Origin of the sequence: Companilactobacillus sp. HBUAS56275 (assembly GCF_036913655.1) — a bacterium.
Taxonomy (GTDB): Bacteria; Bacillota; Bacilli; order Lactobacillales; family Lactobacillaceae; genus Companilactobacillus; species Companilactobacillus pullicola.
The window spans coordinates 171,440-194,561 of record NZ_JAYKKK010000001.1 but is presented as its reverse complement, the minus strand read 5'-3'; the positions used below and the strand labels follow the sequence as shown (position 1 = coordinate 194,561).

The 23,122-nt window shown below is 35.6% G+C and carries 21 protein-coding genes; 9 read left to right on the top strand and 12 right to left on the bottom strand.

Going from position 1 to position 23,122, the window contains the following annotated elements; all coding sequences use genetic code 11:
• The first annotated feature begins 12 nt into the window (after nt 1-12).
• Both U8526_RS00935 and U8526_RS00930 read left to right on the top strand, forming a co-directional pair.
• Entirely contained in the window at nt 13-1,020 is a 1,008-nt protein-coding gene (locus tag U8526_RS00935) for an alpha/beta hydrolase (protein WP_334340088.1), read from the top strand.
• 165 nt (nt 1,021-1,185) lie between these two features.
• The gene (locus tag U8526_RS00930; RefSeq protein ID WP_334340087.1) at nt 1,186-1,719 is read left to right on the top strand and encodes a TetR/AcrR family transcriptional regulator; all 534 of its coding nucleotides are present in this window, start codon (nt 1,186-1,188) and stop codon (nt 1,717-1,719) included.
• Here the strand turns inward: U8526_RS00930 and U8526_RS00925 are convergent.
• Nucleotides 1,708-2,541, bottom strand: a complete 834-nt coding sequence (locus U8526_RS00925) for an N-acyl homoserine lactonase family protein (protein ID WP_334340086.1) — start codon at nt 2,539-2,541, stop codon at nt 1,708-1,710. The two genes, U8526_RS00930 and U8526_RS00925, sit on opposite strands and share 12 nt — an antisense overlap.
• A 334-nt stretch (nt 2,542-2,875) precedes the next feature.
• Between U8526_RS00925 and U8526_RS00920 the strand changes: the two genes are divergently transcribed.
• Nucleotides 2,876-5,602, top strand: a complete 2,727-nt coding sequence (locus U8526_RS00920) for an HAD-IC family P-type ATPase (protein WP_334340085.1) — start codon at nt 2,876-2,878, stop codon at nt 5,600-5,602.
• Between the two features lie 133 nt (nt 5,603-5,735).
• Entirely contained in the window at nt 5,736-5,879 is a 144-nt protein-coding gene (locus tag U8526_RS00915; RefSeq protein ID WP_334340084.1) for a hypothetical protein, read from the top strand.
• Nucleotides 5,880-6,544: 665 nt separating this feature from the next.
• On the opposite strand, the gene U8526_RS00910 is transcribed toward U8526_RS00915, so the two are convergent.
• Nucleotides 6,545-7,096, bottom strand: coding sequence for a hypothetical protein (locus U8526_RS00910; RefSeq protein WP_334340083.1), 552 nt, complete (start codon nt 7,094-7,096; stop codon nt 6,545-6,547).
• Between the two features lie 1,461 nt (nt 7,097-8,557).
• Here U8526_RS00910 and U8526_RS00905 point away from each other — a divergent pair.
• Both U8526_RS00905 and U8526_RS00900 read left to right on the top strand, forming a co-directional pair.
• The gene (locus tag U8526_RS00905) at nt 8,558-8,728 is read left to right on the top strand and encodes a hypothetical protein (protein ID WP_334340082.1); all 171 of its coding nucleotides are present in this window, start codon (nt 8,558-8,560) and stop codon (nt 8,726-8,728) included.
• Nucleotides 8,729-8,748: 20 nt separating this feature from the next.
• Nucleotides 8,749-9,330 (top strand): GNAT family N-acetyltransferase, encoded by a 582-nt coding sequence (locus U8526_RS00900; RefSeq protein ID WP_334340081.1) that lies wholly within the window; start codon nt 8,749-8,751, stop codon nt 9,328-9,330.
• 750 nt (nt 9,331-10,080) lie between these two features.
• Here the strand turns inward: U8526_RS00900 and U8526_RS00895 are convergent.
• The 6 genes from U8526_RS00895 to U8526_RS00870 form a co-directional block, all read right to left on the bottom strand.
• On the bottom strand, nt 10,081-10,914 hold the full coding sequence (locus U8526_RS00895) for a metallophosphoesterase family protein (RefSeq protein ID WP_334340609.1): 834 nt from the start codon (nt 10,912-10,914) through the stop codon (nt 10,081-10,083).
• Between the two features lie 371 nt (nt 10,915-11,285).
• The gene (gene recQ, locus U8526_RS00890) at nt 11,286-13,082 is read right to left on the bottom strand and encodes a DNA helicase RecQ (RefSeq protein WP_334340080.1); all 1,797 of its coding nucleotides are present in this window, start codon (nt 13,080-13,082) and stop codon (nt 11,286-11,288) included.
• Nucleotides 13,083-13,147: 65 nt separating this feature from the next.
• Entirely contained in the window at nt 13,148-13,792 is a 645-nt protein-coding gene (locus U8526_RS00885; RefSeq protein WP_334340079.1) for a TetR/AcrR family transcriptional regulator, read from the bottom strand.
• Nucleotides 13,793-13,796: 4 nt separating this feature from the next.
• Complete coding sequence (locus U8526_RS00880) at nt 13,797-14,888, bottom strand: ABC transporter permease (protein WP_334340078.1); 1,092 nt, start codon at nt 14,886-14,888, stop codon at nt 13,797-13,799.
• Entirely contained in the window at nt 14,885-15,604 is a 720-nt protein-coding gene (locus tag U8526_RS00875) for an ABC transporter ATP-binding protein (RefSeq protein ID WP_334340608.1), read from the bottom strand. The genes U8526_RS00880 and U8526_RS00875 overlap by 4 nt, the downstream gene beginning before the upstream one ends.
• Before the next feature lie 99 nt (nt 15,605-15,703).
• Nucleotides 15,704-16,201, bottom strand: a complete 498-nt coding sequence (locus U8526_RS00870) for a methylated-DNA--[protein]-cysteine S-methyltransferase (protein ID WP_334340077.1) — start codon at nt 16,199-16,201, stop codon at nt 15,704-15,706.
• Nucleotides 16,202-16,439: 238 nt separating this feature from the next.
• On the opposite strand from U8526_RS00870, the gene U8526_RS00865 reads away from it, so the two are divergent.
• The 3 genes from U8526_RS00865 (at nt 16,440) to U8526_RS00855 (ending at nt 18,457) form a co-directional block, all read left to right on the top strand.
• On the top strand, nt 16,440-16,919 hold the full coding sequence (locus U8526_RS00865) for a PTS sugar transporter subunit IIA (RefSeq protein ID WP_334340076.1): 480 nt from the start codon (nt 16,440-16,442) through the stop codon (nt 16,917-16,919).
• 129 nt (nt 16,920-17,048) lie between these two features.
• Nucleotides 17,049-17,876, top strand: a complete 828-nt coding sequence (locus U8526_RS00860) for a site-specific integrase (protein ID WP_334340075.1) — start codon at nt 17,049-17,051, stop codon at nt 17,874-17,876.
• A gap of 11 nt (nt 17,877-17,887) precedes the next feature.
• A complete protein-coding gene (locus U8526_RS00855) occupies nt 17,888-18,457 on the top strand; it encodes a TIGR00730 family Rossman fold protein (RefSeq protein ID WP_334340074.1) in 570 nt (189 codons plus the stop codon).
• 240 nt (nt 18,458-18,697) lie between these two features.
• Here U8526_RS00855 and rbsK read toward each other — a convergent pair whose 3' ends face one another.
• The 4 genes from rbsK to U8526_RS00835 form a co-directional block, all read right to left on the bottom strand.
• Nucleotides 18,698-19,609, bottom strand: a complete 912-nt coding sequence (gene rbsK / locus U8526_RS00850) for a ribokinase (protein WP_334340073.1) — start codon at nt 19,607-19,609, stop codon at nt 18,698-18,700.
• Between the two features lie 65 nt (nt 19,610-19,674).
• Nucleotides 19,675-20,634, bottom strand: coding sequence for a D-ribose ABC transporter substrate-binding protein (locus U8526_RS00845; RefSeq protein ID WP_334340072.1), 960 nt, complete (start codon nt 20,632-20,634; stop codon nt 19,675-19,677).
• A 24-nt stretch (nt 20,635-20,658) separates the two neighbouring features.
• Complete coding sequence (locus U8526_RS00840) at nt 20,659-21,636, bottom strand: ABC transporter permease subunit (protein ID WP_334340071.1); 978 nt, start codon at nt 21,634-21,636, stop codon at nt 20,659-20,661.
• On the bottom strand, nt 21,620-23,119 hold the full coding sequence (locus U8526_RS00835) for a sugar ABC transporter ATP-binding protein (RefSeq protein ID WP_334340069.1): 1,500 nt from the start codon (nt 23,117-23,119) through the stop codon (nt 21,620-21,622). The genes U8526_RS00840 and U8526_RS00835 overlap by 17 nt, the downstream gene beginning before the upstream one ends.
• Between the last annotated feature and the right edge of the window lie 3 nt (nt 23,120-23,122).

The window sequence follows — 23,122 nt, the reverse complement described above, 5'->3', positions numbered from 1 at the left end:
AGATAATAATAAATGAGTAAATTAGCAAATGACACAAGAGTTTTCAAAATCAATCCCAAAATTGACGTCCAAAACGTTCGTTTTAAAAACCGCTTTGGCTTTATCCTGGCAGGACATCTATACCTACCATTGAACTTTGATAGTAATAAACAATACCCAGCCATTGTTATTTCAGGACCATTTGGTGCTGTTAAGGAACAATCAAGTGGACTTTACGCTCAAACATTGGCCGAAAAGGGCTTTGTAACTGTTGCCTTTGATCAATCAACTACCGGTGAGAGTTCTGGTAGTGTTAGAAACGTTGCTTCACCAGACATCTTCGTTGAAGATTTCTCGGCTGCTGTTGATTTCATTGGCTTGCAAAAATTTGTCGACCGCGAAAGAATTGGCGCTATCGGTATCTGTGGTTTAGGTAGTCACGTACTAACAGCTGCTTCGATCGATGTACGTATCAAAGCTGTTGCCACATCAGTTATGTATGATATGTCCGATTCTATGTGGATGGGATTAAATAATTCTAAAACTGAAAAACAACGTGAAATTGAAAAGCAAGCCTTAGCACAACAACGTTGGGAAGATGCAGAAAAGGGTGTACCCGCCACTGGTTTACATGAACTACCATTTGACGAAAATGATAAGCCTATCCAATCAGATACCTTATTCCCAGAAAATCTACCAGCTAATGCTGACTCAGTGACAAAGGAATTCTTCAATTATTACCGTGGTCGCGCATTCCATCCCCGTTCAGTCAATTCAGCTTCAGCTTGGACAGCCACAACTCCATTGAGTTACTATAATTTCCATTTGCAGGCACATATTGAAACAATTTCTCCACGTCCAGTCCTTATTGTAACTGGGGAAAAAGCTCATTCACGTTATATGGCTGAGGAATCATATAACCGTTTGAAGGACCCTAAAGAATTAGTTATTGTTCCAGGTGCTACACATACTGATTTATATGACCAAATGAATCTGATCCCATTTGATAAGTTTGCTGACTTCTTTAAAGAAAATCTATAAACAATAGAAATAATTAATACCCATACTTCGAAACTATCGAGGTATGGGTATTCTTTTACACTAGAACAATGGTTTTCCAGAACGACTTCAAGAATTTTTTATATTGATTTGTTTTTACCAAGACAGTAAGGTAGTTTTAGAGATCAGAGTAGGAAAGGAATGCAAATGACTACAGATTTAAGAGTAATTAAAACAATCCGAGATATTCAAGAAGGTTTTATCCAAGTATTACAAGATAAGTCCTTTGAAAAAATTACGGTAAATGATATATGCACAGCTAGTTTAGTTGGACGCAGCACATTTTATCATCATTACCAGGATAAATACGACTTATTGGAACAGATGAACCATACTCAAGCTAATAATTTCAAAGCTCTTCTTTCCAACAGAGTCCAGCAATTACAGCAGGATGAACTGTTACTTGACCTGTATAATGGCCTTGTTCCAGATAGAAAGATAATTACTACATTAATGACCATAACGGATGTTAAGGATAATTTAAAGGCAGCTTATTTTAAAATTTTAAAGCAGTATTTTGACAAAGTAGCATCACAAATAAGGATTGATGTTCCCAATGATTTTTTAAGTGATTTTTACGCTAACAGTGCCTTAACAGCAATACTTTGGTCACTCGAACATGGTCAGCAAGAAAAAATTGCTACTTTTATGAATGGCCTCGTTAAAAAATCAATAGGGTAATTCTATTATTTGAGCATCGACTTCTGGATCATGGTTAGCAATTGCTGCTATACAATCCTTACTGTGTGCTTGTTCTCGAATCCAACCCAAAGAGGTAATAGCATCTTTTCGACTAGTACAGATACCCGGTGTTATCATCTTCTCCCAGGAACGAGCGGCATAACCGGTATCGGCTGCTAAAAGAACATACTTGTCATCACTACCCTTGATTATTGTGGCAGACATACCTGCGGCATGTCCTGGTGTATGAATTTGTACGATACTACCATCACCGAAGAGATCAAAACTCTCATCAAAAGGGCCAATATTAGAATGATCATATTGATAAGTTTGCACGGTGACACCTTTCCATTCGTGAGGTAAGTAAACCATTGGTAACCGATTAGCTATTTTCCATTCTGGTTGCGACACAAGAATGTTTTTAGCATCTTTAACTTGTTTTAATCCACTAACATGGTCACAGTGCATGTGACTCAACAACAAATAATCTATGTCAGAAGGTTTATATCCAAGTTCTTGCAGACGTTCATCAATGGACCAACCCTGGGGAAGATAACCAGTATTAATTTGTACCTGTGGTCCTAATTCTTTCCAGTTACTTTGTCTAACCAATTTATTCCAACCGGTATCGATTAAAATTAACCCTTTGGGATGTTCAATTAGATAACTCGAAACGGGCAGTACAACTTGATTTTTCTCTGAACGAAATAATCCTGTGAAGGCTAATGGATTACGAAATTGTCCGTGAAAGGGTAGAGCTTTATCTACTTTTACTAGTCCTGTATGTAGAATATGAATTTTGATAGATCGATTGTTAGTCATTTTAAATACCTCGATTAGTTAATGTCATCATCATACAAGCCTGTTAGTACTGTGAACAGAATCAAATAAATCTAATCTGGTAGATAAGAGACATTCTAAAAATATATGTTTCATAACGTATAAATTTAAGTCATTTTTCCAAATTGTCTTTTCGATAATTAAAATTTTATTAGTTACTTATTAACACTATTAAGATAAAATATTATATATTAATAGTATAGAGAGTAATTAGTTAATTCCAATGTACTGTAAGGGATGTGAGAAAATTGGTCTTTTTAGTTTTGATTAGAAGCCAAAATACATTAGATAGATATAATTAGGAGAAAAATATTAAATGCTAGATGATAATTCTTACCAAAGTGATGAAGAATCCCAAGCGGATCTTCCCCCGAGTCACAATTCAGAGACTTGGCAATTAAATGAAGCACAATTAAAGAAACTTTATGGAACTGATCTGGAAGACGGACTTACAAGTTCTGAAGCTGAAAAACGTCTAAAAGAACACGGTCGAAATGAATTGAAATCAAAAAAAGTTTCAAAATTCGTTCAATTCATTAAACAGTTCAATAACAGTATTATTTACATCTTAGCGGCTGCTGCTATCATGACTTTCTTGATGCGTCGCTATTCTGATTCGATTGTTATTGGATTAGTAATCATTGCGAATGCCATTATCGGTTATATCCAGGAACAACAAGCTGGCAATGCCTTGGAAAAAATTCGTGAAATGTTGATTTCTAAGAACTTTGTCTTTAGAGATGGTGAAAAACTTGAACTAGATGCTCGTGACTTAGTAGTCGGTGATCTAGTCAATTTGGAAGCTGGGGATGCCGTTCCTGCCGATATGCGACTTATTTCCGCTGACAACTTAAGTATTCAGGAGTCCGTTTTAACAGGTGAGACTAATCCCGTTGATAAGATCGAAGAGCCGATGGCCGATGATAATTTACCATTAGCTGAACGTCAAAATATGGTCTTTGCCTCTACTGCCGTTACTAGCGGTTCCGGATTAGGAATCGTCATTGCCACAGCTGGGGATACTGAAATTGGTAAAATCCAAGATTCTGTTGAAACAGTTAAAGAGAAGCCGACACCATTGATGCGTAACTTGAATTCATTAGGCTTTGGCTTATCAATTGCTATTGTGGTTACGGCTGTACTACTATTCATAATCGGTTATTTCCTTGATACATACAGTTTACCAACCTTATTAATTGCCGTTATCACTATGGTCGTTGGTTCGATGCCTGAAGGCTTGCCAGCTAGTACCTCAGTTGTTTTAGCTATGGGTACACGTAAGATGACCAAACGTAAGGTTATTGTTAAATCTCTACCTGCTGTTGAAACCTTGGGAGCTGTTGATATCGTTAATACCGATAAGACTGGTACCCTAACAAAAAATGAGATGACCGTTAAAGAGGCAGTTACTCCTGAACACACATTTAGCATTACCGGTGTTGGCTATGATGCTGACGGCGGTATTGATTTCGATGGCGAATTGGAATTAGATGCTAAAAAATTTGACTGGCAAAACGATGAGGGAATGAAGTGGCTGGTCAATATCGCTGGTCAAACGACTGATGCTCAGTTACATTTTGAAAACAATCGTTGGGAATTAACTGGTGAACCGACTGATGGTGCTTTAACAACACTTTTCCGTAAACTAACTGGTAAAGATCCAGAAGTTGACGAAGTTGACTCATTACCATTTGATTCGGCCTTTCGTTATTCCGCGCGTTTAGTTGATTTTGATGGTCAGAGGATTCTAATGGTTAAAGGATCTCCAACAACGATCATCAATGCCTCTAAAAAGGGTACTGATGAAGATTATTGGAATAGTAAAATCACGGAATTGTCATCTGACGGTCTTAGAGTCGTAGCCTTAGCCTATAAAGTGGTTGATGCTTCTGTCGACAGTATTTCTCAAGATCATATTGATGATCTTACAATGGCCGGTATGGTTGGTATCATCGATCCTCCACGTGAAGAAGCTAGAAAATCTATTCATCAATTAAGAATGGCTGGTGTGAAGGTTAAAATGATCACTGGTGACCATCCTGATACCGCTGCTGCAATCGCTAAAAAGTTAGATTTGGATTCAGTTGTTAAAGCCATCACGGGTTCAGAAATCGACGCTATGTCAGATGAAGAACTAAAAGACAAGATTGATGATTATAACGTCTTTGCTAGAACAACTCCTGCTAACAAATTACGTATCGTTAGAGCTCAACAAGCTAATGATCACGTTGTTTCTATGACAGGGGATGGTGTCAATGATGCGCCTGCCTTGAAACAAGCCGATATTGGTGTGGCAATGGGCATCAAGGGTACTGAAGTCGCTAAAGAATCAGCTAATATGGTTCTAGCCGATGATGACTTTTCTGATATCGTCGTGGCCGTTCGTGAAGGACGTCATGTTTTCGATAATATCCGTAAGACAATTCGTTTCCTATTACCAACCAGTTTTGCTGAAGGGTTAATTGTGGTTATCAGTATCCTTATGGGACAAGAGTTACCACTTTATCCAGCACAATTACTTTGGATCAACATGGTTTCTGCTTTAACAATTCAATTCGCCTTTATCTTTGAACCACCAGAAGCTGGTATCATGGCTCGTGGTCCCAGAAACGTAAAAGCTGGGTTGTTGAACAAGCTAGATACCTTTGAAATAATCTATGTTTCCTTATTGATCTCTGGATTAGGTATTTGGGCCTTTGACTTACTAACAAGTAAAGGACTACCAACCATTGTCGGTAGTACGATGGCGTTGAATATCATTATCTTTGGTAAGATTTTCTACCTATTCAATTTAAGAAATGATCATCCGGTCGTTTCCAAATACTTCTTCCAAAATAAGATGGCATTCTTGATCGTTGGGATTTTAATTGTTCTACAATTAGCAATTATCTACTTGCCATTTATGCAGTCAATCTTTGAAACAACAAGTATTAACTTCTATTACGGTTGGTTTATTCCTATCGTGGCTGGTATCATTGTTCTGGTCATCACCGAATTAGGTAAATTTATCCGCTTTAGAGTTTTGAAAAAAGCAACACATTAATAGTTAAAAATACCCCTCAATCTATAGTGGATTGAGGGGTATTTGTTTGGTTAACGGGCAATTATAGGATTTGTTTAAATTTATTGAACTCTGTATGTATATCACTTTATAATATTCACGCAAGGGGATGATTATGATTAATCGAGATTTTTTAACCACTGACGGAAAAGAAATAGCTTCTAGAAGGACAGAAAAAGTACGCCCAATCGTTTTAGAGACAGCTAATGAACTCTATGATGACAATTCTGAGTTAATGAAGAGACTGGAAAACTTATAATTTGTTTAACCGTAAGCTGGTACACGTATCACACAAAACAAAAGGATATCAGATTGAATAAAAGTCAGTCTGGTATCCTTTTTTCGAAAAAAGTGCAAAAAAAGAGGTTATCCAATAAATATTAAAGGATAGCCTCCAACCCAACTTACTGGGATGCCTCATCTTGTTTCCTTCAAAGAATTACGAACCCTAGAACACTAGGTTCCGCTCAAAACTTTAAACCGAATCATAACCTAGGTTAATCATCAAATACTAGATATTTTCTACCTAACATTGAAAAGAAGAAACCTATCAGCAAAGAGGATTTTATGCTTTAAGCATATTATTTACATGTAACACGATCCCATATAGGGTCAAGACAACTACTTCAACAAGTAGGAGGTCTATTTTTAAACCATACTGCCACACTTGGCTTCTAAACAGTCTTTAAAGTTGAACAACACATGTTCATTTTAAACTTTAACGGACTTGCAGCCTATACAAGGTTGCAACCAGATATTATTTTCTACCCGAATCTAGGGAAGAAACACATGGTTAAAAGAGGTCTTATGCCTTAAGCACATTGTTATAGTATCACGATTAAAAAATAGGGTAAACTATAATGGGTATACGCTTTGAATACCCTTACAAAGACTGTTAAATCAATATTTTTTCGATTCTATTAACTAACTATGAGTTACTCTCTCAGTTGCAAAGTTTGATAGCCTGTGTAAGGCATCAAATAATCCATTACCAATACTAGAAGTTTGATAAACCTGCTGGCTTTTGTTGCTATTGTCAGGAATTGTAATTAATAGATTGGTTAGACTAGTAATATCATTATCTGACAAGAATCTGTTCGTCATCATTTGAGAAGAAAGGGCGACTGTAAAAGAAAATTTGGGATGTAATTTACGCAAATTGTAGAATTCAATTGCATAGTCTTTATAATCAAAATTAGAATTAACCTTTAAACAATATCTTAAGAGATTGTCGTAGACGTCTCCGTAGTGTAGCAACCATATCAAGAAGTCATGAGGAGTTACATTGTTTAAATTCATTTGTACATTAGCATATTGATCAATAATTGCTAAAACGTTGTTTTGATCCAGCCAGTCCATGAATGAACGATAGTAAGCCTCAATATCCTTATTATTACCGTTGCCGATATGAGCGAGTCCCGAGAAACTATCTATTTTATTTATTACAGCATTCTTATTAAATTCTTTAGTATGCATTGTTTATGCTCCAAGTGAAATATGTTCATAGATATAATTATAACAATCAATCGAACATTAATATATCCCGAATCTGACTTTTCTAAACAACTATCTTAAATCTAACATGATGACAATATTGTATTGTTAATTAAGATGTAATGAGCCTTCATATATTGACGTAGATAGCTTAGCAAGAATCGATAAAAAATATCTTGGCAAAATAAGAAGAATTGTTAGATTGTCCATTAGAGATATTCAAGGACTAAATCAATTTATTAAGCAATATAATAATGACTAAAAAGAGCATCAGATTGAATGAATTCAATCTGATGCTCTTTTAATTCGTTGCTAATAATTATTAATTCAGAACACAATTAAGACTATACCGCCAACCAACATTAATATGTAAAAAATTAATTTATCTGACATAATCTTTCTACCAAATTGTTTTGAGTTACTAATATTACCAACAATTGCAAAAATTGATAAGACTATTAATCCTATGCCTAAGAGTATAGTCATATAGAATCCTCCATGTTTTAAAGTTTTAAAAAACTTCAATGATACATTTTAAAAATGTCATTAAATCATTTATTAATACCTATATTATCTTACTTTTTCAGGCCAAATAAAATAACAAATATAATTGCGTACTGCAAGACGATATAAAGTTGAAAGAAAGAATTGATTGGGTAGGTAGTCTTATCTCAATAAAATTAAGGATTTCTCTGCATCTGCAATTGTTGCTTTACTAGCACAATTTCTTTGACCGTATTCGCATTCGGGGGATTAGGTAGTCTAGTTATTAAAAATTAGGACCAAGATTATTAGTTCTTGTCAGTATGATTAGTATATTGTTGTCGTACATTTTGATTGTAATGAATGGAACAACGAATTCTGCCTGGCTTTCTGTAGCATTACTCATACTGGGGATCGGTTTTGGGAGTATGGGTTTAAATTACAATTCAAAAATACAATTTGTTAATATCTAAAGGTTGAAAGTTATATTTGATTATATAGCACTAAAAAATCTCTAAACATTGCAATTTCACTCTATAATATTAAAATTAGAGGTCCAGTCGGTAGTAAAAAGTCTATGGCCATCAGTGGTGTAATTCTATTTAGCTTGCGTAGCAAGGTTACCAGAAGACTGAGCTTAGAGATCCACCACGTTCCAGTAATTCCACAGATTTCATTTATTAGGCTATAGCTAGTACCGAATCATTTTCACAAGCTTTTAAGTCTGGTTATAATCACGGTCCCTTGGTTTATCGAAAGAAACTATCGAATTAGAAATTCTACATAAAAGATAAGCCTTACAGTACCAGTATTTAAAAATGATTTAACTTATTTTTTGAACACTTTTATTAATTTTGACAAAGCTTGATAAGCTAGTTACAATAAGTTTTAGAAAAACTTATTGTAACTAGCTATAAATGGGTTATTGCAATCTATTTTAAATAAGGATGGTAAATAATTATGATTGAATACAATAATTCAAAAAAGAAACTTCTTTCTAATTGGGGAAAAATAGTATTTAAACCAATAACTGATGAAAGAAAAAAAGAATTAGAAGATATTTCAAAAAGATTAAATAAATCCAATAATAATATTGTTATTACCAGAAAAGGAATTTCATTTAACAATTAATTATGGATGATAATCTTATATTGAGACCGATTACGATATTAAAAGAAAAAGATGATATTAAGTTATCATCTTTTGATTGTGTACCAAAAAATGTTGAAAAATATAAAAACAGTGTTTCTGATTATGAGTTAATAAATGATTTTTTAAAAACCAAAGCATTATCCTATTCTGAAAAAAATATTATGCAAACCTTTCTCTTAATCTCCGAAAAGGAAAAAAGGGTAATAGGTTTTTTTTCTCTGAATGCCGGAAGTCAAAGAATATTTAAAAAATTCAGACTTAAAAAGAAAAAACAAAAATTTGATGTGCCCACTCTTAATAGAAATACTGAACTACCAACCGTAGACATGGTTTGGATGGGAATTGATAAGGAATACCAACATAACGGATATGGTCAAAAGTTAATGGAGCAAATTTTCCTCATTGTTGAAAATATATCAAATGTTATTGGCGTAAGTCTATTTGCCGTCTGTGCAATAAAAGATTCACAGTCATATTTCACAAAATTTGGATTTATAGATGTTAGTGAGGGAATTGGGAACACCAAAGGAGATCAATTCATGGCGATAACAATAGAGGAACTTCGTATTATTTTAAAATAATATAATACGAGAATAAAAAATTGAAAACAGAATTATTCTTATTGTGTCTACAATTAAATCTTAAGCTTAAACAATAACCATATTAAAACACAATTCTATTTATATATTTAGAATATGTGAACAAGAACATACTTGAAAAATATCTGGGTAAGATGTCATAAAATGATTTTGGGTGGTGTTTCTTATTTCTTAACACTAAATCAAAAACATTGGTAACTTATATAAAACACTTCTCATTATGTAATCACAAAAGTAAATTCTAGGAAAAAGCATCATTAAAATCTAAAAAAGCAGTTCTGTAATAATTCGTATTCAGAACTGCTTTTTTGGATTAATTTGAATAATATAAATTTGCTGGATTTAAAAATATAGAAGAGTGGAAAAGAGCAGAAATTCAAAGTATTTGTTAATTTAAATACCTAAGGTTACATAATATGTATTATAAGAAGTTATATATTTAAGTAAAATATTGATTCTAAATATCACCAATTTAATAGATAATTTGAATCGCTATATCTGAATTCATCCTTTATAATGTATCTGTAATCGAAAAGAGATCAAAGATGTCGGATATCTTTGATCTCAATCATGAGTCTGAATAGATTTTACTTGGTTAGCTAATCCTAGTGATTAGCTTTTTTATTATCCAATATGCTTATTGCAAAGAAAATGCTAGCAATAGCTATTTGAACAACAGATTCCGCAAACAACTAGTATAAATATAGCGGTGATTTTAAGATACAAAATTTGCTACTTATTTTCCAAATGTTGCAAATATGCTAAAACATCGGGTTTATAGTCATATTTAGCAATTATCTCATTCAAAGCATCATTATTATGGGTAAAAGCTTTGCCTTCAGTAAAAATGCGCTCATATAGCTCATAAAATGGCAATTCACTGGCTTTAGCTAGGACTAATTCGTCATCAATTGAATAAGCAACTTTTCTAAAGTCAATTCCACGATAGCTTGTCTTATCAAAAGTTAAAATAGCGTACTGAGCGCGTCTGTCAGCACTGAATTTGCTCCAAGCCGTGTATGGTTGACCGATGGAACCGGGATTGATGATCAATTGATCTTTGCTACTAGTTCTTAATAATTGATGGTGTACGTGACCATAAACTGCAATATCAAATGGATCAGTAAAGAGCAAATTGTCAAAGTCAGCTTGTTTGGAGTAAGGTAACAGTTCGTGACCAAAATTCTTTTTAGGGTAATTGTGGGCTAAGACAATTTTGAAATTGCCAATAGTAGTTTGACTTGAGATAGGCCATTGGCGCATCTCCTCTATATACTTAGGGTCTAGGTGATTGTAGATGTACTTATACAACTCAACAATATAGGTAGTCTGAGGCTCATCAATATAAGCTTTGCTGATAGGTAAAATATCTTCAAAAAGAAAGTCGTCCCAGTTTCCCCTTAATTTGATAGGGGCATTTAAAGAATCTAATAGTTCAAGAATAGAATTAGTACCTGGGCCGGGCATTAGAAGGTCACCTAAAAACCAATATTCATCTACGCCCTCTTTTTCTGCATCTTCAACTACCCTCTTAAATGCAGTGTAATTTCCATGTATGTCAGAGATTATTGCAATTTTTTTCGTTTTTGTTACCCTCTTTTTGTTTTTTTATTATTAATGTTTTTTTTTGTTTTTTTATTATTAATGTTTTCGTAAAACTTTTAAATTTAATTATAAAGGCAAAAAATCTTGATGTTTGAGAGACGCTCTCAGACATCAAGTTCATCTTTTTTAGCCAACAACTCATCATAAAAAATCAGTTTTAAGCTCATATATAGCTTGTATTTTGACTCTTATTCCCTATTATTGGCTATTTATATGTTTTGCCATGCTTACCTATTTTTGATAAACCCTATTATAGCAGTGTTTTTGTGGTTTGTTCTGTTTTTGGCTGTTTTCGTAAAACTTTCAGCTTAACTATACCACTATTAGTCTATTTAAGCCTCTACCTCACTACGATATGTACTTATCTCTGCAATAAACTGCTCACCATACTGTTCCAATTTAACTTTTCCTACCCCACTGACAGCCAAGAACTCATCACTATTGGAAGGCATGCTCTCGCACATATTCTTTAAAGTCTTATCTGAGAAAATCATAAATGGTGCTATTCCCTGTTCACGAGCTAGATTCAAGCGTAATTTACGTAACTTCTCAAATAGATCTACATCAAAACTACCATCAGCCACTAACGACTTAGATTCTGTAGCCACCGTCTCCTCTTTTCTCCTGGAGACTGATACTTTCCCTTTTAGGACATCTAAGCCTTTGTCTGATAGCAACAGAATTGGATATCTTCCACCACTACTCTTTAAAAAGCCATTAGCCGTTAGAAAATCTAACAACCGACTCGTTTGCTTTAAAGTATTGTCCTTAAAAATGCCAAAGGTAGAAAGTTTTTCAAAGTGGTGCCAGTCATTAGCAACGTCGTCCTTACCGACCAACACACGTGTGATCATCTTTTTACCGTATTTCTGATCCATTCTTACTACGCAGCTTAGAGCTTTTTGAGCATCAGAAGTAATATCGATCACCTCGCGATTATCCAAACAGTTAGAACATTTACCGCAGGGACTGGTATTTTTCTCGCCAAAATAATCCAAAATGAATTTCATCAGACAAGATTCTGTTCCCGCATACTGACTCATCTTAAATAATTTATTTTTCAAACTCAGCTTGTAGTCGTCATCACCTAAAGATTTATCGATAAAAAAGCGATGGAGATTCAAATCAGCCGGAGCAAATAATAAAACTGCTTCAGCTGGTAAGCCATCTCGTCCTGCACGACCGACCTCTTGATAATAACTTTCAATGGTCCCAGGAATCGTATAGTGCAGGACATAACGTACATTAGTCTTATTGATCCCCATACCAAAGGCATTCGTCGCCACAATAACATTAGTTCGATCATACAAAAAGTCCTCTTGTTGTTGATGACGCTCTTTATCGCTTAGACCAGCATGATAGCGGCCAACTTTAATATCTTTCTTTTGAAAATATTCATATAAATTATCGACATCTTCCCGACGGCCAGCATAAATAATCCCTGATTCATTCTTATGACTCAGGACATAATTGGATACGAACTTCAGTTTATCAACACCACGTTCAATTTTTAGAGTTAGGTTAGTCCGTTCAAAGCCGGTTTTAACGATGTTTTGCTCAGGTATATCTAAGATACCCGCCAAGTCATCTTGAACTTGCTGCGTTGCTGTGGCAGTTAAAGCTAACCAAGCTGGATTACCAGGTAATTTTTTTAAAGACGGTATCATTTCTAAATAACTACTTCGAAAATCATGACCCCAAGATGACAAAACATGAGCCTCGTCAATTGCTATCAACGAAATATCTAGCTTTGACAACCAACTGTAAAATTCATCATTAACAATCTTCTCAGGCGCCACAAATAACAATTTGACTGCCCCAGTTTCGATATAGCGCATACGTTCTTCTCGATCATGCCACTCAACTGTGCTGTTCAAAAAAGTGGCTGGAATTCCAACCTCATTCAAACTATCGACTTGATCCTTCATCAAAGAGATCAAGGGTGAAACGACCAAGGTCACACCGGGTAAAACCGTGGCTGGTAGCTGATAACAAATCGATTTCCCACCACCGGTAGGCATTATCCCCATGGCCTTCTGACCAGATAAAACTTTTTCAATTAATTCTTTTTGGCCGATTCTAAATGTATCATATCCAAATTCTTCTTTTAAAATGGCTTCTAAATTCAAGGTAAACTACTCCTCAGACTGATAAAAATCAATTAAAACAAGCATATCATACTTGGCAAATGAAACTATTTTTTAACTGCTAAAATTATTGAACGTTCAATCTTCAGTAAATCAGATTCAATCTGTTGTTGATCATCTATTTGCAAAATACGTTGACTCTGCAAGAAATATAATAAGATTTGGCCAATAACAGTTCTTAGAAACTGCAATAGATCTAGATCATCCCTCAGTTCTCTTGTTTTGACCAGCGGTTGCCAAACGTTATCAATGAAGATATCTTTCATTGATTGAATTTCCTCAAACAACATATTCTTAATTTCATCATTGATCAGCAATTGCGAAATCAGAATAATCGCTACATCTTTATTTTGCACCAAAAACTGATAACGATCAAAAACAATAAAGTGAACTAAACTGGCTAAATCATCCCCACTCCCCTGCAACTGCTGTGCAAATGACTTTCCATAGGCCGGTAAAATATGCTCAATCATTGGCTTAATGATGAACAGTAATAGATCTTCCTTTGATTTGAAATACTTAAAGATCGTGGCCTGACTCATTTGCGATAACTCCGCAATTTGTGCGGTTGAGGTCCCATCATACCCTTGTTGAGAAAAAAGAGTCATAGCAGCCCGTAAGACCCGTTTCTTACCATTTGGCATCTTCTCAACTGCTAACCAATCATCTAACTTCTGAAATGCTTTCTCCATCTAATCAAACCTTTCTATATTTCTTTAACCCTAAGATATTTAACACTGTCAAAACAACTAAGAAACCTAATAAAACTATTATCGGCGTTAAGATCTGTGCAAAACCGTCACCTGACATGACGATTCCAGTCAATGCATCACCGGCATACTTCAACGGTAATATATAAGAGATCACTCTTACACCTTGAGCCATCGTATCCAACGGAATGATTCCTGAGAAAAAGATTTGTGGAATAACGACTAAAGGAATAAATTGCATCATCTGGAATTCCGATTTAGCAAAGGTCGACATCAGGATGCCAAAGGCCAACGCTACCAGTGCTAAAACGAAGTTAATTAAAATTACGTAAAAAATGTTGCCAACGACTTCAACATTTAAGGCCCAGACCGTAAATAAGACGATCACTAAAGTTTGTAAGATAGCAATCACTCCGTAGCTAAGCATATAACCAAAGACTATCTCCGACCTTTTAACTGGCGTTGCTAACAGACGACTCAACGTTCCTGAGGTTCTTTCGTTCAATAAAGCCATCCCTGAAATCAAGAAAACAAAAAAGAAGACGAAGAATCCCATTAAGATAGGAACTATTTTATCAAAGAAGTTCGTTTTTGAATTTCCGTAGACATAATTATTATAAATTTTTGCCTTAGTTACGGCTCTTTTGGGCATCCCTAAAGCTGACTGTAACTTTTGTAATTGTTGTTTCATCTGTTGATTTGAATTAACTAATAAAGCGTTGTTTAAAGCTAATTTAGTAGCTGTAGTTTTACTAGCGTCGACGTTACTATAAGTCACGTAAAAATTATTATCACGATAGTTAACCACTGCATCGACCTTCTTATTAGTTAATGCACGTTTAGCATCCTTGTTTTCCTGATACTTAATTACTGACACGTGACTAGCCTTATCCAATCTATCAGTCAGACTAGTGTTCACATTAACAGTAGCAATATTGACATCCGTTTGCGAATTAACTGAGAAAACTAGTTTCATTAAAAATAAAATCAGAATCGGTGCTAAAAACATCAACGCCAAAGTCCTCTTATCACGTAAAAGTTCCTTAATAACTCTTTGAGCAATCATTAATGTTCTCATTGTTGTGCCTCCGCTTTCAAAAAGACCTCTTCAACCGAATCTACTTGGTAAGCTTGTTTAAGGTTATTAGGCGTATCGTCAGCGATGATCTCTCCACCTAATAAGAGTGCCACCTCATCAGTCAATTCTGCTTCAGACATCACATGTGTTGTTACCAAAATCGTCTTACCTTCATCCCTCAGTTTTTGTAGTTCTGACCAAATCTGCTTACGTAACGCTGGATCAACGCCGACCGTCGGTTCATCTAGAATCAACACACGATTAAAGCCCAATAATGCAATTGCTAAAGATAAACGTCTCTTCATACCGCCTGAATAACCACTGGCACGCTTGTCTAAATCATTCTCTAAATCAACTACTTGAGCCACGTGTTTAACTTGTATTAGTGCTTCTTCTTTACTTAAGCCCTTCATATCCGCATAAAACTTCAAATTCTCGCGTCCAGTTAACTGTTCATACAAAGCATCTGTCTGTGCCATATAACCGATTTGTCCCAATAACTTACGATTAGGCATCTTTTTATCAAAAATTAACGTCATTCCCGAATCTGGTACTTCCATCCCTAGAATAATCTTAATAATTGTTGATTTACCAGCTCCAGAAGGCCCTATCAAACCAATGATCTTGCCCTCTGGTATCTGTAAATTGACATCTTTTAGAACCTTTTGTTTATCAAAACTCTTTGATACATCATTTATTGAAATAACCGTCTTTATCATCTGTACTCACCCCTGGAGAAAAGTATAGTGAGTAAGTATTCACTCACCTAATTTCAAGGGTAAGTGTACCCCATGATTACTCGAAAGTAAACATTATTAATCAATAGCACCCTCTAAAGTTAGGAGATCCCTCTTCATAGTTAAACCGCCACGGTAGTTACCCAATTTATGCGATTTCGTAATAACACGATGACAAGGAACCACGATCAAAACTGGATTCTTGGCTACTGCAGAACCCACGGCACGAACCGACTTAGACTTACCAATAGCCTGTGCTATTTCGGTATAACTCCTTGTTTCGCCGTATGGAATCTTTCTTAGTTCATTCCAAACAGATTCCTGAAATTTTGTTCCAGGAATGTCTAATTCCATAGTAAAATCTTGCCTTTTTGCTTCAAGATATTCCTTAAGCTGGTTCGCATATTTATTGGTCATCTGTTCGTCATCCACTAACTGTACTCCGTAATAAAATTGTTCCATTTCTTGAATACCTTGATCACGGGAACCTATGAACGATAATCCTTTTTCAGTGGTTCCTATTAAATATGTATGCTCACTTAATTGATATTTATGATAATAAATCTTACTAATCATTATTTTTACCTCTTTCAAATTATTAAAATTTAATTTTAATTTATTGTTTTTATATTAAGGATTGTGGTATATACCCTTTTCTTATTGAAATTATGTTTCAGGAGTTATACTATATATGAGTGGTTAAGCGCTTTCAGATAATCTTCAAGTTACTTTTATCATAGACAATTTAAGCGCATTAGCAAGTATCTTTTATTGTGCTGTTACTTGTTAAAACATCAAGGAGGAAGATTTAATTATGGGGTTGTTCTCTAGAAAAAAAGTTGATGAATTTGTTGCACCCGCAAACGGTAAATTAATACATTTGGATAAAGTTAGTGATCCAGTCTTTTCACAAAAACTTATGGGCGATGGCTTTGCTGTTGCACCAACAGATAATGTTATTGTAGCGCCTATTGGTGGCGTTATTGGAACTGTCTTCCCTACTAAGCATGCTCTAATGATCACTTCTAAGCATGGACTAGAGATCATGTTGCATTTGGGCATTGATACTGTTGAATTAAAAGGTAAACCATTTGAAATGTTTATCAAAGAAGGCGATACAGTTAAGGTAGGTCAAAAATTAGCAACTATGGATCTTGATCAAGTTAAAGCTGCTAAAAAGGACTCTTCAATTATGACTATTATCACTAATTCTGATGCAGTCAAAGAAATGGGTACCTTTGAAGAAAAAGATGTCTTAGCTGGTGACCAGGCTTTAGATGTAACGATTAACTAACAAATTAAATAATCATCCCTTAGTGACAGTGATCATTGATTGCTGTCACTATTTATTTCCCCTATTTCCCCACTAAATTTTGTTAGACGTTTTAACTAACGGTATAATATTGACAAAGGAGGGTCTCAAATGGTAAAAATCCCTTATTTATCTGGTTTTGAAGCTCATTTAAAAACTAGACATATTTCTAATAAAGCACACACTGAATATATGAATTCTCTGAATGACTTTTTTAATTATACGATTCAACACAATAACGACTATAAAATATCGGAAGATATCAAAGATGTCCACGAAATGGATGTCCGTCTCTTCAAGGACTTTATGTTAGAAAAGCTCCAACTTAGTCCCAGTACGATCAATAAAGTCATCAGCAATTTAAATGTCTACTTCAAATATCTCTTCAGTGTCAAAAAAACGCCAGAGATACCGACTTTAAATATTAATAGTGTCACTGTACCTAAGCAGACTGATTTCCCGACTGTCGTCTTTTTGAAGCTTCCTGAATATTTGAAAGCTGATCTTAGTGTTTATACGAGATTACTGATTTTGATAATTTCTAAAGGCTTTAATTATAAAGAAGCCCTGGCACCTGATTTCTATCGTAAATTCAATCAGTTGGACTTCAATCAAGATGAACAGCAGTTTCTCGACACTTATAAAACTTATATTGCCCCCTTCAGATCTTTTTGGGATGATCAGAATCTCTTTTTAAGTCGCAACAAGGCCGCTAACACACCTCTGTTGACCGTACCTGCTTTGCATCGTGATTTGAAAAGAGACAGTGAATCTACCGGCTTAGACCTAGCTCCTAAGAAACTTTATACTACTTTTATTCTCCTCGCCCTCAGTACTAAAGAGCTCTCTGATGATCAGTTACGAGCTTTAGATGCTCTGGATACGGCCTCAGTTCTTTACTACCGTCGACTCAAGCGAGAAACTAATTTTGATATTTAATGAGGTTAAAAATGAAAAATATTGCTGTTTATTGTGGTGCCTCTGTTGGTAACCAAGAAATTTATACTACTGGTGCTGAAAAATTGGGCAAATGGATCGTCCAAAATAATTACGGTTTGACCTACGGTGGCGGTAACAATGGTCTGATGAACGTTGTTGCTGACAGCGTACTAGAAGAGAATGGGTTTGTTCATGGAATCATTACGCAACAACTCTACGACCGCAACCTAGCTCATGATAATCTATCAAGTTTGGATATTGTCGATACCATGTCTGAACGTAAAGAAGCTATGTTAAAGGATTCTGTCGCAAATATTGCTTTACCTGGTGGTCCGGGAACTCTTGAAGAAATTTCTGAGGCCTTCTCATGGACTATCATTGGTGTCAGTTCACATCCCTGCATCTTTTATAACGTCAATCACTATTATGACAAATTGGAAAGTTTCTTCGATGAGATGGTCGACCAAGGATTCATGGCTGCAAAGACCCGTGAAACCCTATTGTTTAGCGATTCTTTGGAAGAAATCAATGACTTTATTCAAAGCTATATCCCACCAAAATTGCGTAAATACCAGAGATAAAACCAAGACTTTTTATTTCACTATTTTTAAAAAAGGAAGTATATTGTAGCCGTCAGATAGATAAAGATATCTGACCAATAAAATATTCTCCTTAGATATATACATTACAAATGTGATTTTCTCATTAATACTACTTACAATAAATATCCTCCCAATTTGTATTAAATTATAATAAACTCTCTGATGTAAAAGCCAATATAAGCAAAACCCGTCGAATCGATTTCGGCGGGTTTTTAGTTATTATTCTAGAACAGCTTCACGCTTAGGAATGGATGGAAAGGCTCCTAGTTTTTGAACTGTTAAAGACGATGCTTGACTTGCATAAACAATAGCATCGTGAATGTTTGATAGATCTGGATCTAATTCAGACGACAACGCACCAATAAAGGTATCTCCGGCCGCTGTCGTATCAACTGCTTTAACTTTAAAGGCTGAAATTTGTTCTGATTGACCATTGTGCGAAACAAATGAACCTTTTGAACCTAAAGTGATGATGACACAACTGATACCTAGACCATGATAGAAAGCAGCGGATTCCTTCAGTGATTGTTCATCTGTAATTTTAATACCAGAGATCAATTCACTTTCCGTTTCATTTGGAGTAATGATGTCAGTCAACTTCAATAGTTCTTCTGGAATTTTTTTAACGGCGGGAGCTGGATTTAAAATTGTTACTTTATTAGCTGCACGAGCCACTTCAAAAGCCGCGATGGCTGCAGGAATTGGTGTTTCAAATTCTGTAACGACAAAATCACTCTTTTGAATCGTTTCTTGAGCTTGATCAACATCTTCTGAAGTTACTAAAGAATTAGCCCCTGCTTGATAAATAATTGAGTTCTGTCCTGATTTTTGTAAGAGGATATATGCTTGCCCGGTATCGGCCTGAGGTACAACTGTAATGTGCTTAGTGTCGATATTGTCTTCTTTTAACAGCTTCAACATCATTTTGCCATTACTGTCATCCCCAACACGACCGATAAAACTAGTTTCAGCTTGAGACCTTGCGGCAGCGACCGCCTGATTAGCACCTTTACCACCACCGGCTTTGGAGAATGAATTCATTTTGATAGTCTCACCTGGTTGAGGCAGATTGTCGATATGCATGATGTTATCGACGTTAATACTTCCAATTACAACTACTTTGTTTGCCATTTTGCTCTCCTCCAAAAAAGGGAACATGAAGTAAATTCACATTCCCTTTTAATTCATGTTATTTATTACTTATTTAAACTATCTGTTGTAACTAACTTCAATGGTGATTCAATGTTCTTCTTAACTTTCTTACCATTAAAGTGATCATATGCAGCTTGTAATGCTAAACGTCCCATTTCTTCTGGTTGTTGAGCAACTGTTGCGGCCATCTTACCTGACTTAACAGCCTTAACACCATCTTCTTCACCATCAAAACCAACGATAGCGATATCTTTGTTAGCTGCCTTAACAGCTTGAACAGCACCTAGAGCCATTTCGTCATTTTGTGAGAAGATTCCGACGATATCTGAGTTACCTTGAAGAATATTTTCTGTAGTAGTTAAACCTTTAGCACGATCGAAGCCAGCTGTTTGTTTTGCAACAATATCTAGTTTACCCTTAGCATAATTATCAAAACCTTTACCACGTTCACGTGTTGCTGAAGCTCCTGGGATTCCTTGTAGTTCAGCAACTTTAGCATTGTTTCCTAATTTATCGATCAAGAATTTAGCGGCCATTTGTCCACCCTTAGTAGAGTTGGATGCAACCAATGTCAAAACTTTTCCGCCATCACTAGAACGGTCAACGGTGATAACTGGGATACCAGCATCATTAGCATCCTTAACAGCTGGTGTAATAGCTGATGAGTCTACTGGGTTAATGATCAAAACGTCAACTTTCTTTGTAATTAGATCTTCAATATCATTGTTTTGCTTAGCTGTATCATTTTGAGCATCAGAAATTTGTACATTAGTACCATTTTTCTTAGCTAAATCATTGATACCTTTCTTAACAGAAACGAAGAATGGATTTGATAAAGTTGATAGTGAAGCTCCGACTTTAATATCCTTTGGTTTCTTAGTTTCTACTTTCGAATTATCTGACCCACCTGAATCAAGTCCTGACTTGCCACACCCTGCTAGAGTGAACATAGCTAAGGCTGAGATACTAACTGCTAAAATTACACGCTTTAAAGATTTCTTCATAATAGAAAATCCCCCTTAATATGATTAATCATTTGATGAACGTCTATCTAGTAGTACAGCGATCAAAATTACAATACCTTTAACGATTTGTTGATAGAAACTGGAAATTCCTAACAAATTCATACCATTGTTCAAAGTTCCAATGATCAAGGCACCAATCAATGTTCCAAAGATTCTACCTTTACCACCAGCTAATGATGTTCCACCTAAAACAACGGCAGCGATAGCATCCATTTCATAAGATGTACCGGCATCTGGTTGAGCGGAACTCAAACGTGAAGTCAAAATAATTCCGGCTAATGATGCCATCAATCCAGAAATAGTATAGATCCACATTGTTACGACCTTAGTCTTAACACCAGCGATATAAGCAGCTTGTTCATTGCCACCCAAAGCATATGTTTTACGTCCAAAAGTTGTCTTATGTAACAAGACATATAAAATTAAATAAACAATTGCCATAATAAAGATTGGAACTGGAATCCCTAATAAGTAACCACGGCCCATGAATTGGAACAAGAAACTGTTATTCATTTTAGCCCCAGTAATAGGATTACCATTTGTAAAGACATATGTTGCACCACGGAAAATAGTCATTGTAGCTAATGTAGCGATGAATGGTGCAGCTTTACCATAGGCAATTAAAACCCCGTTTAGAAAACCTAAAAGTCCACCCATCAAGAAACCGACTAACAAGGCGACAATAGCTGAAGTTCCACTTGCTAGCATCGAAGCAGTAACAGCACCGGTTAAAGCTAGAATAGAACCAACTGACAAATCGATACCACCTGTCAAGATAACAAAGGTCATCCCAAAGGCAATTACGGCATTGATTGATACTTGTCTCAATAGATTTAACAAGTTGCTAGGTTGAATGAACCCCGGACTTAGTGCTGTAACCAAAATAATCAAAATAATTAAAGCCACTAGCGGTCCTAATTTACTAATAAACTTTTTGAAATTAAAACTGTTCTTTTCGGCAGTTTTAGTCTTTTCTTCCATCGTTTGATCCCCCTGTCGCTAAAGTCATAACTGACTCTTGTGTTGCCGTCTTCGTATCGACGATACCAGTGATTTTACCTTCATAAACGACTGCGATTTTATCGCTCATTCCTAGAACTTCTGGTAAATCACTGGAAATCATGATGATAGCTACGTTTCGATCCGTTAACTCATTCATCAAGTCGTAGATTTCACGTTTAGCACCAACATCGACGCCACGTGTAGGCTCATCTAGAATCAATACCCTTGAACCTGAACCAACCCACTTAGCCAAAACAACTTTTTGTTGATTACCACCACTAAGACTACCGGCACTGACATCAGCACTTTGAGCCTTAACGGTCAAACGTTTCATTAACATATTTGTGAAATCGTTTACCGATTTGTCGTCAATAATTCCATGTTTAACAAATCCATTGATAGATGGCAAGGCGATGTTGTCTCTTAAAGAATCATCCAAAATCAAACCTTCATCTTTACGATTCTCAGTCAAGAAACCGATTTGATTTTTAATAGCTTCCTGAGGCGAATGGATATGGACCTCTTTGCCATTAATTAATACTTTGCCTTCATTGTGTGGATCAATTCCGAAGATAGAACGCATGATTTCAGTTCTACCCGCACCCATCAAGCCGGAGAAAGCTAAGATCTCGCCCTCTTGAACTTGGAAGTTAACATCATTGAAGACACCTTTTTCTGATAGATGTTGAACTTCTAATGCAACTTTACCAAAATGAGGATCACGATCTGGATAGAAGTCGTCGATCTCACGACCAACCATATCCTTAACTAACTGTTTGATATCTACATCTTTAGTTGCGTATTCGTTAATTGAAATACCATCACGCATGACAGTTACTTTATCCGCAATTTCAAAGAGCTCTTCCATACGGTGTGAAATATAGATAAAGCCAACGCCCTGTTTCTTCAATTCACGAACTACTTCGAATAATTGTTCAATTTCATTTTCCGTCAAAGCAGCCGTAGGTTCGTCCATGATAATGATCTTGGCGTCAGTCATCAATGACTTAGCAATTTCAATCATTTGTTGACGTCCAACACTTAATGATCCAATTGGTTTGTCGACATCAATTTTGGTGCCCAACTTATTCAAGTAGAATCTAGCTTGTTCACGCATTTTGTTTTCATTCATAATGCCAAATTTGTTTTTAATTTCCTTATTAAGGAACATATTGTCAACAACTGACATTTCCAGAAAATTGTTCATCTCTTGGTGAATGAAGGAGATTCCGTGTTGTTCCGCATCCAGTGGACCAGTGAAATGTGTTTCTTTGCCGTCAACGAGAATCTCACCACCGTCATCTCCGTAAAGACCAGTTAAGATATTCATCAGGGTTGATTTACCAGCACCATTTTCACCCATCAAAGCATGAACTTCTCCAGATTGAACCGTGAAATTAACACCTTCCAAAACTTTGTTGGTACCAAAGGCCTTAGAAATGTTTTTCATTTCAATCTTCATAAA